The sequence below is a fragment of the Hoylesella loescheii DSM 19665 = JCM 12249 = ATCC 15930 genome, assembly GCF_000378085.1.
Taxonomy (GTDB): domain Bacteria; phylum Bacteroidota; class Bacteroidia; order Bacteroidales; family Bacteroidaceae; genus Prevotella; species Prevotella loescheii.
Map to the genome: position 1 here is coordinate 137,406 of NZ_KB899216.1, position 13,031 is coordinate 150,436.

Annotated in this window: 11 protein-coding genes and 1 pseudogene; 5 read left to right on the forward strand and 7 right to left on the reverse strand. The window is 47.8% G+C overall.

All coding sequences use genetic code 11. The features are described 5' to 3' along the window. The first annotated feature begins 363 nt into the window (after positions 1 to 363). The 4 genes and pseudogenes from F453_RS0108775 to F453_RS14240 form a co-directional block, all read left to right on the forward strand. The gene (locus tag F453_RS0108775) at positions 364 to 1,923 is read left to right on the forward strand and encodes a sulfatase-like hydrolase/transferase (RefSeq protein ID WP_018967690.1); all 1,560 of its coding nucleotides are present in this window, start codon (positions 364 to 366) and stop codon (positions 1,921 to 1,923) included. Positions 1,924 to 2,237: 314 nt separating this feature from the next. Continuing rightward, positions 2,238 to 3,095 (forward strand): enoyl-ACP reductase FabI, encoded by an 858-nt coding sequence (locus tag F453_RS0108780; protein ID WP_009237302.1) that lies wholly within the window; start codon positions 2,238 to 2,240, stop codon positions 3,093 to 3,095. 287 nt (positions 3,096 to 3,382) lie between these two features. After that, entirely contained in the window at positions 3,383 to 3,784 is a 402-nt protein-coding gene (locus tag F453_RS0108785; protein WP_018967691.1) for a hypothetical protein, read from the forward strand. A 360-nt stretch (positions 3,785 to 4,144) separates the two neighbouring features. Then, positions 4,145 to 4,354: pseudogene (locus F453_RS14240) on the forward strand (hypothetical protein); the annotation flags it as partial. Positions 4,355 to 4,692: 338 nt separating this feature from the next. Here F453_RS14240 and F453_RS0108795 read toward each other — a convergent pair. The 7 genes from F453_RS0108795 to F453_RS0108825 form a co-directional block, all read right to left on the reverse strand. Beyond that, on the reverse strand, positions 4,693 to 5,442 hold the full coding sequence (locus tag F453_RS0108795) for an exodeoxyribonuclease III (protein WP_018967692.1): 750 nt from the start codon (positions 5,440 to 5,442) through the stop codon (positions 4,693 to 4,695). A gap of 8 nt (positions 5,443 to 5,450) precedes the next feature. Beyond that, positions 5,451 to 6,092, reverse strand: coding sequence for a DUF4840 domain-containing protein (locus F453_RS0108800; protein WP_018967693.1), 642 nt, complete (start codon positions 6,090 to 6,092; stop codon positions 5,451 to 5,453). A gap of 77 nt (positions 6,093 to 6,169) precedes the next feature. Next, positions 6,170 to 6,751, reverse strand: coding sequence for a GTP cyclohydrolase I FolE (gene folE, locus F453_RS0108805; protein ID WP_009237295.1), 582 nt, complete (start codon positions 6,749 to 6,751; stop codon positions 6,170 to 6,172). Positions 6,752 to 6,797: 46 nt separating this feature from the next. Continuing rightward, positions 6,798 to 7,469 (reverse strand): SPOR domain-containing protein, encoded by a 672-nt coding sequence (locus tag F453_RS0108810; protein WP_009237294.1) that lies wholly within the window; start codon positions 7,467 to 7,469, stop codon positions 6,798 to 6,800. Between the two features lie 167 nt (positions 7,470 to 7,636). Then, on the reverse strand, positions 7,637 to 9,712 hold the full coding sequence (locus F453_RS14245) for a BT_3928 family protein (protein WP_018967694.1): 2,076 nt from the start codon (positions 9,710 to 9,712) through the stop codon (positions 7,637 to 7,639). Positions 9,713 to 9,800: 88 nt separating this feature from the next. Then, positions 9,801 to 10,358, reverse strand: coding sequence for a DUF1599 domain-containing protein (locus F453_RS0108820; RefSeq protein WP_018967695.1), 558 nt, complete (start codon positions 10,356 to 10,358; stop codon positions 9,801 to 9,803). A gap of 229 nt (positions 10,359 to 10,587) precedes the next feature. Next, a complete protein-coding gene (locus F453_RS0108825; RefSeq protein WP_009237291.1) occupies positions 10,588 to 10,995 on the reverse strand; it encodes a hypothetical protein in 408 nt (135 codons plus the stop codon). 411 nt (positions 10,996 to 11,406) lie between these two features. Between F453_RS0108825 and F453_RS0108830 the strand changes: the two genes are divergently transcribed. Further along, on the forward strand, positions 11,407 to 12,840 hold the full coding sequence (locus tag F453_RS0108830; RefSeq protein ID WP_018967696.1) for a CCA tRNA nucleotidyltransferase: 1,434 nt from the start codon (positions 11,407 to 11,409) through the stop codon (positions 12,838 to 12,840). Positions 12,841 to 13,031 lie beyond the last annotated feature (191 nt).

Below are 13,031 nucleotides of genomic sequence, written 5' to 3' on the forward strand. Positions count from 1 at the left end.
GCGAGACGTAGTTTATTGTGACACAGTGCGATTTGTCGAAGAAAAAAGTTTGACTTGTCGTAAATAAAATGTACCTTTGTCAATAATTAGGGTGAAAGCTAAAAACGCATGCCGCTGGCTTATGGAGAAGAAAGCCACCCCGCGGCGAGTTATCTGCCACGACATAACGTGCAATCGTATATCAGCCAGTAGGCTATCGTACATGGCGAAGTTGGTAATATCGCGTTTTTAGAGCACACCTAACAGAACTAAAACCCAAATTTAATGATGCATGCGCTCTTTAAAAGAAGTATGCATAAACAATTAAAAGCCATGCCGTATGTAATGTAAACGACGGCTGTAACCAAAACAACACTGCAAACAATGAAGAAAATGAAAACCTATCCTGCGCTCCTTGCTCCCGCATTGCTTACGGCCGTAGGCGCACAAGCTAAACAGGTGAAGAACAATCGTGCCGACGATACACGTCGACCAAACGTCATTATCATTTACGCCGACGACTTGGGCTATGGCGACTTGCAATGTTATGGCGCCAAAAACGTGGAAACACCCAACGTAAACCGTCTTGCTAGCCAAGGCATTCGCTTTACCAATGCGCATGCCGTAGCAGCTACCAGCACGCCTTCACGCTACTCGTTGCTCACTGGCGAATATGCCTGGCGACGTCCCGACACCGATATCGCACCCGGAAATGCAGGTATGATTATCCGACCCACGCAGTTTACCATGGCCGATATGTTCAAAAGTGTGGGCTATACCACCTGTGCCATAGGCAAATGGCACTTGGGATTGGGCGACAAAAGTGGAGAGCAAGACTGGAACGCGCAGCTTCCTGCCGCACTAGGCGACCTTGGTTTTGATTACAGTTACATTATGGCAGCTACCAGCGACCGTGTTCCTTGCGTGTTTATCGAGAACGGACGTGTGGCCAACTACGACCCCTCTGCGCCCATCGAGGTAAGTTATAAGCACAATTTTGAGGGCGAACCCACGGGCAAAACCCATCCCGATCTGCTCTATAACCTTAAATCCAGTCATGGGCACGATATGAGTATCGTTAACGGAATTGGTAGAATTGGCTATATGAAAGGTGGTGGTAAGGCGCTTTGGAAAGACGAAAACATTGCCGATTCTATCACAGCGCATGCCATTAACTTTATTCGCGACAACCAAAATCGACCTTTCTTCATGTATTTTGCCACCAACGACGTGCACGTACCCCGTTTTCCGCACGCTCGTTTTCGTGGAAAGAACCCCATGGGCTATCGTGGCGATGCCATCGTGCAGTTCGATTGGAGCGTGGGGCAGCTGATGAAGGCGCTCGAACAATATGGCTTGGCCGACAACACACTCATTATCTTGAGCAGCGATAATGGTCCTGTAGTAGACGATGGCTATGCCGACAGGGCCGAAGAACTGCTCAATGGACATAGTCCTGCTGGTCCGTTTAGGGGCAATAAGTACAGTTCTTTCGAGGGTGGAACGGCTATTCCCGCCATCGTATCGTGGAAAAAGGGCGTGAAAGGTGGTCAGCAAAGCAACATTTTGATGTCGCAGATAGACTGGTTGGCATCTTTGGCACAGCTTGTAGGGGCTCGATTGCCAAAGGGAGCTGCTAGCGATAGTGAAGCCCGACTAGGAAATCTCTTGGGAACAGATACCGAAGGGCGCCCCTGGGTTATCGAACAGAGCAACACGCGTGTTCTTTCGGTACGTACGCCACAATGGAAATTCATCGAACCTAGCGATGGTGAGAAGATGATTTCGTGGGGTCCGAAGATTGAAACGGGTAATAATCCCATACCACAACTATACGACCTGAGTAAGGAAGTGTACGAAAAAGACAACGTGGCCAAAGAAAATCCCGACGTGGTATACGAACTTCAGAACGTGTTGCGTCGTGAAAGGGCGAAGAAAAGGTGAAAGTTGAAGCAGTGAAAAGGTGAAAAGTGAAAGGGTGAAAAGGTAAAAAGTGGAAGGGTGAGAAAGTGAAAAGGTGAAAAATGACTAATGCCCCCCTGCACATCTGCCTAAATTCAACTTGTTGTCGACCAATTAACAAGTTGACCAATTAACAAGTTGGTGAGTTAGACAGTTGTCAAGTTGATAGGCACAGACATTTTTTCACCTTTTCACTTTCTCACCCTTTCACCCTTCCTACGCCCTTTTCACCTCAAACTCTTGGTGTTCTAGCTTAAAAAGCGTAATTTTGCAGCGAATTATTATCAAATACAATTATGTCATACAACTTATTAAAAGGTAAGCGCGGTATTATTTTCGGTGCGCTCAACGATATGTCCATCGCATGGAAAGTGGCTGAACGCTGCGCCGAAGAGGGTGCAAGCATCGTGCTGAGTAACACCGAAATGGCCCTCCGTATGGGTGAACTAGACGCGCTGGCGAAGAAGATTAACGCTCCCGTTGTGGCTGCAGACGCCACCAGCTACGAAGACTTGGAGAATGTCTTTGTAAAGGCACAAGAACTGTTGGGCGGTAAAATCGACTTTGTGCTCCATTCTATCGGAATGAGCCCTAACGTGCGCAAGCGCCGCACCTACGATGATTTGGACTACAATTGGCTGAATAAGACGCTGGATATCTCGGCTATCTCTTTCCACAAGATGCTGCAAGCCGCTAAGAAAGTAGACGCAATCGCCGAATATGGCTCGGTTGTGGCACTTACTTACATCGCTTCGCATCGTACGTTCTTTGGCTACAACGATATGGCCGACGCCAAGAGCCTGCTCGAAAGCATTGCTCGCAGCTTTGGTTATATCTACGGACGCGAAAAGAATGTGCGTATCAACACCATCTCGCAGTCGCCTACGCCCACCACGGCAGGTAAAGGTATCAAGGATATCGACAACATGATGGACTTCGCCGACAAGATGTCGCCCCTCGGAAATGCCACTGCATTGGAGTGTGCAGACTATTGCGTAACGCTCTTTAGCGACCTTACACGCAAGGTTACCATGCAAACACTCTTCCACGATGGTGGCTTCTCGAACATGGGTATGAGCCTCCGCGCCATGAACCAATACAGCAAGGACCTGGGTCCTTACGAAGACGAGAACGGAAAGATTATCTACGGATAAACCAAATGTTGTCCAGCACTGTCTGTTTGCGTGCAAACACAACTCTGCTACGCAAAAAAGTACCGATGACAACACGCTCTTATACACACTGCAAACGCCGCTCTTGCCCAAAGCGAGGGTGGCGTTTGTTGGTTATTCTAAGGCAATGCACTCACACCTAGGCCTTTTTTAAGGCTGAGAAATTTAGGCGACAGCGTAACTTTAAGCTACACCATTTTTAAACGATAGCATCAAAATAGTTTACATACAAAGGTTTCTTAACCTCATTACCTTATCAATTTACCATTATGGCACATTTCAACATCATTGATAGAATATACTTTGCGGGCGAACGCAGCCGAGATAAAGGAGACAGGAAGGTTAGCGGGCCAGGTGCAATAACGGGTGGTTTAGTCTTTCCCTTGATTGTATTGTTAAACAAATTGCATGAGTTACACCTGCTGCCTAGTGGTAAGCTGCTCTCAATTCTTTATGGAGCTGTTCCCGTTTGTTCTCTTTTCTTCGGTATTTGGGGATATTATGTGAAGACAGGGCGTCACGAACGTGTGATGAATTATTATCGTGGTAGGGCAACAGACACCACCGCATATAACTATGCCTATATTATAGGGTGGATAATAGTGTGTCTGGTTGTTACAATGATAATAGCCGAATGCAATATTTCTCTTCCTTCAAGGCGGGTTTTATAGCCTATTATGCCTAACGATAGAATTTGTGTTGGAAAAGTGAACATTAGTTGAAGCGTTGACTAGTTAGCAAGTTCACGAGTTCACACGTTCGTAAGTTGACGAGGTCATAAACCCTGCATGTTAACCTGTTTACGAGTCGTATTTTGGCGTTCTAAGGTTGTTTTATAGCGTTATTGTGCACGATTTCGGGATAAAACACAATCATTATGCCAGTTGCTTCGTGGCACTAGTTGGCAAGATAGCCGTTTCTTTACTAGGCCAGTCTTGTTCAAAAGGCATGGTGTCTTATCCCGAACTTGCCAATTAACCATTCCCTCGTTCTCATTTTCATCGTTCTGGAAATGCGCTTTCTAAGCCCTGATGATGCATTATTACATTAACCGCCGTGTTAAATATGTTTTGGACGGCTATTCCATGTTATCTGGAATGCTGTTCCAGTTGAATTGGAATCCTGTTCCAACTTATCTGGAACAGGGTTACATCTTAGCTGGAACAAAGCGGGAGCTTAAAAAGCTCACTACAAGAGCTTATTGGGTGGGGAATGAAAGATGGCGTTTGGAGGTAGGGAAAAGTGAATCGTTGGTGGTGACAGGCTATGGAATGAACGGCCTAGATAGTGCCAAACTAGTATCAAACGTTACGCGGGTTCGGGATAAAAGAACTCGTTATGCCAACTACCGCGTAGTGGTTGGTCCGGTGGTAGCCATTTCTTTATCTACCTTTTTTGTTCAAAAGGTATTGTATCTTATCCCGAAGTCACGTTATTGTGCAAGTCATTGGCGGGGAAAATGCACATAAGTGTTGTTTCATATTGTTTCCCCTTCTCGTATAAACATAAAAAATCCACCTCGTTACCACCACACAACAATATGTTGATAGCGGCAACGAGGTGGATTAAATGTATGTAATTACTTTAATTCCAGTTCAACAGGGCAGTGGTCGCTGCCCAATATGTCGGTGTGAATTTTGGCGTCTAACACTTCGGACTGTAAACGATCGGACACAAGGAAATAGTCGATACGCCACCCCGTGTTGCGTTCGCGCGCCTTAAACCTATACGACCACCAGCTGTAAGTAATCTCTTCGGGATATTTCCAACGAAAAGTGTCGGTGAAGCCAGCACCTAAAAGTTGCGTCATCTTTTGGCGCTCCTCGTCGGTGAAGCCAGCGTTTCGCCTGTTGGTCTTAGGGTTTTTCAAGTCTATTTCTTGGTGAGCCACGTTCATATCGCCGCAAACAATCACTGGTTTACGCTTATCCAGGTCGTGCAAATAGGCCTGAAAGTCGTCTTCCCATTGCATGCGGTAGTCCAGTCGGCGCAGTTCGTCTTGCGAGTTAGGCGTGTAAACCGTTACCAAGAAGAATGAGGGCATCTCTAATGTGATAACCCTTCCCTCGTGATCGTGTTGGTCTATGCCAATTCCGTAGGTAACATTCAGAGGCTTATGGCGCGTGTAAATGGCCGTACCCGAATAGCCTTTCTTGTCGGCGTAGTTCCAAAACGATTCGTAACCATCAAACTGCAAGTCTAGCTGACCTGCCTGCATCTTGGTTTCTTGCAGGCAAAAGAAATCGGCGTCAAGCGACTTAAAGATGTTCTCAAAGTCTTTGCCGACCACGGCACGTAGGCCATTGACATTCCAAGAAATAAACTTCATATCAGAACCTACTGCTTTTTACCTTGAAGAGTGAAAGGCGCTTGAACGTTGTAAACCTGATTGTCGATCGTAATTCGTTCAATAAGTAGGCGCGTAACTTGCCTGTCCTTGAGGTATTCCAATAGCTGGCTTATCTTCTGGTAGTTGCCGCTTCCCAAGTTAATGCTCTGCGTAAAGGTGAGCTTTCCATCCTTATCGCCCACTTTAACATCGATATCCTTACCCGCAATAGGGCTTGCCAGATAGTAGCCTTGGTTGAAATAGTTCTCCAACATGTAGCCAGGTAATTTCAATTTCATTTCTACTTTAGCCGGCTCTGCTGCGGTTAGCTTCCTTTTCATCTCTTCTCCAGCTTGCACCGAGCCCGATATTGTTCTGACGGGAAATTTCTCGATAACGAGCATAGTATCGGCTGTGACGCTCCAAGATATGTCTGCGGAGTCTATCTTATTGTCTCCTAGACTCTTGATAAACTTCAGTTTTCCACTGTAATTTCCTACAATGGCATTCATCATTGTTGTGCGTTCAACTGAGGTGATTTGTTTAAACTTCGGTTCTTCGCCGCCGTTTCCGCCACTAAGGCACGAGCTAAGTGACAGCATGGCCACGCCACAAAAGGCGATGGCAGCCAAATTCAATGTTTTTTTCATCGTGTTCTGTATTATTGATAATTATAAGATAAATCTATATTAACGCTGTTTCTTGCATCCCATAAATATAAAAAATGTTATTTGGGACGTATTAAGTTCATAAACTCTTCACGTGTCTTGGCTTGGTTGAAGGCACCGCTGAAGTCGCTGGTGGTGGTGATGGAGTTTTGTTTCTCTACGCCACGCATCTGCATACACAGGTGTTTGGCCTCTACAACCACCATTACACCGAGGGGTTTAAGCGTGTCTTGTATGCAGTCTTTTATTTGTTGGGTCATTCGTTCTTGCACTTGCAGACGATGACTGAATATGTCTACCACTCGTGCTATTTTGCTTAGGCCCGTGATGTAGCCGTTGGGGATGTAGGCCACGTGCACCTTTCCGAAGAAGGGAAGCATGTGGTGTTCGCACATCGAGAAGAAATCGATGTCTTTAACGATAACCATCTGGTTGTATTTCTCTTCGAAAAGCGCATCGGTTAGCACTTTGCGGGCATCTTGCGTGTAGCCGCGCGTTAACACCTGCATGGCTTTTGCCACACGCATGGGTGTTTTTTCAAGTCCTTCGCGACTGGGATCTTCTCCCAAAAGGCTCAATACCTCTTTATAATGGGCAGCCAGTTGGTCGAGCCCTTCTCTGTATTCTGGTTCTAAGTTCATGTTTAGGGGTATGGCGTTTGTGGTGTTACGCCATTGGATGTCAACATTAATACTGCACCGTAATCTTTCCTTTTACGATAACCGCTTGCTTATAGCCTAGGGCTTGAATAGCGCTGAGCATGCGCGTGGCCTCTTCTATGCTGCGGTAGTTGCCCACACGGCAAATCCATCGTGGTGAATAGAAGTGCACGTAGATGGGTTGGTCGGGATAGGCAGCCTTTATTCGGTTGCCGGCTTGTTGTGCGCGGTTCTTGTCTTCGCGCGAGTTGCCGCCCGCAAATGCCTGCACACGATATCCGTCTACTTTGTATCCGCCCTTCATCACCTTTTTACGGGTGTCTACTACGGGGATGTTCAGGTCGTCGCCATCATCTCCAAGGGCGTTGTTCTTTTGTGTCGTTTCCCTCTTGTTAGGGTCGTTCTTATGTGCTTGTTCCATTTCGCGCTTGTCGTTAGGCAGTCGCGAAGTGGTTGCGCTACCGCTATTTGTCGTGCCGTTGGTGGCCGATGGCGTTGCGCGATCGTTGGGATTGGGGTTCGCCCACTTCCCCGCGTTGCCCTTGCCGTTAACCAACTGTTCTATGGCAGCACTCTGGGTGACGGTTACAATACCGTGCGTCTTTGTGTCGCGCCGGCGCAAATGGTCGGTAAAGGTTTGTGCCTCGATAGCTGTGACGGTACAAACCCAGATGAGAAGAAGAGTTACCAGACGTTTCATTATTGTGTAATGTTGGGGTATGCGCTGTGGGTGATGAGGCTTATTTGTAGCCAATCCGCAAGCATTCCGCGTTTGAGAAGTGGATGAATAAAATAGCGAGGCGACACTCACGGCACACTTTCGTAGACCGAAAGTGCCGCTCCGCAGAAATGTTTAGCTATTGTTTGTTACTTCTTCCAAGCGTCGATGATGCCCTTGAAGTCGGCGCATTTCAATGCTGCACCGCCAATAAGGCCGCCGTCGATGTTGGGTTTGGCAAACAGTTCGGGTGCATTGCTGGGCTTTGCACTACCACCATAGAGGATGGAAGTGTTCTCGGCCACCTCGTTGCCATACTTGTCTGCGATGACAGAACGTATGAATGCGTGTATTTCTTCAGCTTGTTCGGCCGTTGCGGTCTTACCCGTTCCGATGGCCCAGATGGGTTCGTAGGCCACGATAACGTTGGCGAACTCTTCGGCAGAGAGGTTAAATACCGAGCCTTCAAGCTCTGCTTTCACCACCTCGTTTTGCTTATTGGCTTCGCGCTCGGCCAAAGTCTCACCGATACAGAATATCACTTTCAGGCCATTTTTTAGAGCCAGCAACACCTTTTCTTTCAATATCTCGGGTGTTTCGTTGTAATATTCGCGACGCTCAGAGTGTCCTAGAATCACGTATTGTGCACCAGTGCTTTTCACCATTTCGGCCGATACCTCGCCCGTGTATGCTCCCTGCTCCTTGTCGGCGCAGTTCTCGGCGCCCAGACCAACGAGTTTGCTATCCAAAACACCTGCCACGCTAGCCAAGTGAATGAATGGAGTGCAGATGATAACATCGCAATTGGGTTTGTCGGCAGCCAAAGCGTCGTTTACTTCTTTTGCTAAGGCCAGGCCTTCTTGCAGGTTTAGGTTCATCTTCCAGTTACCTGCTACGATCTTTTTTCTCATTTTTCTTCTTTTTATCTTTAAGAGGTTATATAATTTACTACGTTTTCTTTGTGTCCTTATCCATTTTGTCCATGTCCACAAACGATCGGCTAAGGTGAGCAAGAACAGTGGTAGTGCAAACCAAAGTACCACCTTCGTGATGCGTGCCGTTACGCTGGTGGGGTCTATTTTGCCAATGCTCAGCTGTCCTAGCGGTGCGTTTAGCCTTTCTTGTTTGGGCAGAGCGTTGTGGCTCCACTTGTTAACCACCACGCCGTCTTTTATCAACATCAGCCCAGGGTTACTCCTTATCATCGTCTTAAGCGTGGTAGCGTCGGTCGTATAGAAAGGATATTCGGCCCCAGTGAGGTCTTGCCAGCGACCGATAGCGGCTTTTCCGCTGGCGGTTAGGCACATCATGGGCACGTTGTACTGTTTGGCGTACTCGTATATCTGGTCTATCGCGCCGAAGTTAGTATCATCGGCTTGCTCCAAGAAGGGCGAAATAAGCAAGAATGTATAGCCTTTGCGGTTCAAAACTTCTTGTGTGATGTCGTCGCCTGTGGCTACGTTAACGATGGAGAAGTCGTGAATGGGTGGCACATAACCTGCTTCGGTTTGCACGGTCTTGCTGTCTATGAAAGTCCAGGTTGAATCTGGATAGTTGTCTAACGTAAATTCGCGCGTCTCACCGTCCTTACTTAGAATGAAGGTGGTTTCGAATTGGGGTTGTTTTGCACCTGGAGGGATTTCCATCCCCTTACGAAGGTCGGCCCCAATGTGATAGGGACGGAAGTCGAAAGGAGGTAAGGTGTACAAGCTCCACGCGCTCGATACGATGATAAAGAGCAGCGTATAGTTGGTAACAATCCATTGGTTGCTCTTCGAAACAAATCTCACCATACGTAGCGGCCATCTTGCCACCACCACGGCAGCCAGCAACAGCACGATGTTTTTTGCCAAAGTCTCGCCGTTGGTGAGCTGAATGGCATCGCCGAAACAGCCACAATCCTCAACGGGACTATAGATGTAAATCCACACCGTGATAAGTGTCATTACGCCAACAAAGCCCAATACCAGTTTGGAAACTAAGCGGCGCTGAATGGCGAAGAGCAGAAACACACCCAAAGCGAACTCTGTAGCCGACAAGGCAACTGAAGCGAAGAGCGTAAACCAATCGGAAACGGTGCCCGAAAGACCCACGGCTGCCACGTAGTCGTCTATCTTATACTGCGTGCCTAGCGGGTCGATGGCCTTGACATACCCCGATAACACGAAGGTAGCAGCCAGCAACAGTCTGCACACATTGGTAAGTATATTTATGAGTCGCTTCACGTTCTAAATACAATTGGCCTGTTAATACGCCAGGCGCGGTTGGTTATCCCTTGCGGCGAAACCGTTCTGCGCGCCGCATACATTGCCTTTATAGGTCTTGGCTCTCTTTCAGCTTGATGGCACCAAACACGGCATAGTTAATGATGTCCATGTAATTGGCGTCGATACCTTCGCTAACGAGGGTGTCGCCATTCAGATCTTCCATCTCCTTTATTCGTTGCAGCTTAGTAAGTATCAAGTCGGTATAGCTGCTAACACGCATCAGTCGCCACGCCTCATCGTAGTCGTGGTTCTTTTTGAGCATCAGTTGCAGAGCCTCGTTGGCATACTCGCGATAGAGGTTCATGGCCTCTTCGGGGTTGAGATCCACCTCGTCGGCAAAGCCTTTGTCCAGCTGTATCAGTCCCACGATACCATAATTAACCAGCGCGATAAACTCTGGTCTGATGCCTTCATCCACCAATGCCGTTCGTTTTATTTCGAGCGAGCGTATGCGTTTGGCCTTAATAAGGAGCTGATCGGTAAGCGATGTGGCCCTTAATATGCGCCACGACGCGCCGTAATCGTGCAGTTTCCGTTCGAAAAGGTCTGCACACTCCTTGAGCGTGTCCTCAAACTGTATCTCTGTCATTGTTTGTTCTGCCATCGTTCTTGTTCTTTTAGGCCTTTGTGAGGTGGGGTAGGGTGCGTCGGTTATTGCCAACAGGCTTGCTTTTACATTGCCGAGCGCAGCCTAATTTCTGCAAAGTTAGTGCCAGTGAGCGCAATGAAAGCTTGCTTTTACATTGCCGAGCGCAGCCTAATTTCTGCAAAATTACACATTATTCAGCAAACGACAAAAGAAAAGGCACGAGTTATCGTGCCGTGCGCGCCAATCACTGCGCCTGTTTTTTCTGAATAGCCTTCACCATTTGGCAAAGCGCCTCGTAGCGAATTTTCAACGAATCGCGTCTAACCAGTAGTTGTGCCTTACGTTGCGAAGTAAGTTTTCCTTGCTTCAAGGCCTGCTCTTGAACTTGAAGTGCCGAGTCGGTGCGTGCAATATCGGCTTGCGCCAGCTTCATTGAAGCCATTTGCCATATCCCTAGAGCCGTTTTTCGTGTGTTGATGGCTCGTGGGAAACGGTCGCGTAACACGCCGATGGAGTCAAGCACGTCCTGATAACGCTCCGCTTTATATAGGCTGTCTATCTTGGCGAGCAAAGGTGCGGCCTTCTCGTCTTCGCTTTGCTCGCAGCTCACGGTTAAGGCAAGCAAGGCCAAAAGCAAAAGTATTTTATTCATACGTTGAGTTTATGAGTTGTTGAGTCTTTGAGTTTATGAGTTATGGGTGTAGAGCCTGTAAGCTATTGGGCATAGAGTATCCGAGCGATCGACATAGTAAACGGAGGTCGATGCAATACGCCAATAACGTGTCCGTTCATCTTACACATGGCGAAACGCCGATTCCTCTTGCACAAATGCACCATAATGGACAAAAGTAACAATAAAAAACGAAACTACCGTACTATCTACACGTATTTTAAGGCTTATTCCATAAAATGCACTTCATTTTGTGTTCGGCTTGTCATTATAGACCTTCGATTGCGCCACAAGCTACTATCCGAGGTTTGCACAATCTAAAAACACGTCCACAACAAGCTACTATCAACTTTTATGCGTAACTTTGCACCTACAAAAAGACTTGTATTTAGAATGAAGATATTATCCGATGCCCAACTGGCAGAACTCCTCGACCAAGACATTTTCCACAAAATAGGCGAAGCGGCAGATGCTCTTGGCGTGCCTTGCTACGTGGTAGGAGGCTACGTTCGCGATCTTTTCCTTGAACGGACGTCTAACGACATCGATGTGGTTGTGGTGGGAAGCGGCATCCAAGTGGCCGACGCGCTGCGCAAAAGCCTAGGAAAGAAGGCGCGCATATCGGTGTTTCGCAATTTCGGCACAGCTCAAGTGAAGTTTCGTGGTTACGAAATTGAGTTCGTGGGAGCGAGAAAAGAGAGTTACAGTCACGACTCGCGCAAGCCCATCGTTGAGAACGGCACGCTGGAAGACGACCAAAACCGTCGCGACTTTACCATCAATGCCATGGCCGCTTGCCTCAACGCCGAGAACTTTGGAAAGCTAATCGACCCCTTCGATGGTGTTTACGATCTTGAAGACGGCATCATCCGCACACCCCTCGATCCCGATATCACCTTCTCGGACGATCCTTTGCGCATGCTGCGATGTGTGCGATTTGCCACCCAGTTGCGCTTTTTCATCGAAGACGAGACGTTCGATGCGCTCACACGTAATGCCGAACGCATCAAGATTATTAGTGGAGAGCGTATCGCCGACGAACTGAATAAGATTATGATGACCCCACAACCCAGTCGTGGATTTGTGGAATTGCACCGCTGTGGACTGCTGCAGCTCATCCTTCCCGAGCTAACTAGGCTCGACAACGTTGAAACACGCAACGGGCGAGCGCACAAAAATAACTTCTATCACACGCTGGAGGTACTGGATAACATTTGCCGATACACCGACAACTTGTGGCTACGATGGGCTGCTTTGCTGCACGATGTGGGCAAGGCAAAGACCAAACGCTGGGATCCAGCGGCAGGATGGACTTTTCACAACCACAACTACATTGGTGCGAAGATGGTACCCGACCTGTTTAGGCGTATGAAATTGCCCCTCGACTCGAAGATGAAGTATGTGCAGAAGCTTGTAGACTTGCACATGCGACCTATCGTTATTGCCGAAGACAGCGTTACCGACAGTGCCGTTAGGCGATTGATGAACGATGCGGGCGAAGATACCGACGACCTGATGACGCTTTGCGAGGCCGACATCACCAGCAAAAACCACATCAAGAAGCAACGCTTTCTGGATAATTTCCGCATCGTGCGCGAAAAGTTGGCCGACCTGAAAGAACGCGACTACAAACGCTTGTTGCAGCCAGTGATAGACGGTAACGAGATTATGGAGATGTTCCACCTTGGTCCGAGCCGAGAGGTGGGCACGCTGAAACAAACGCTTAAAGACGCCGTACTAGACAACCGCGTGCCTAATGAACGTGAACCGCTGATGCAATTGTTGATGCGAAAAGCGAAGGAAATGGGGCTGGAAACTGGTAGATAAGCATAAGGCAATGGGTTTATACGGCCTTTATGAAATAGTAGAGGCAAGCGGCGAAAGCCAAAGTTGCAATGACTTGCGCCGTTTGAAATCATATTACGTAAGGCTGTCGACTATTTTTCCCATTCCCTATATCGTCATCTGTCTTGGTATAGATAAGCTCCTTTTACCTTATAATAGGCTGCCCGTTATGT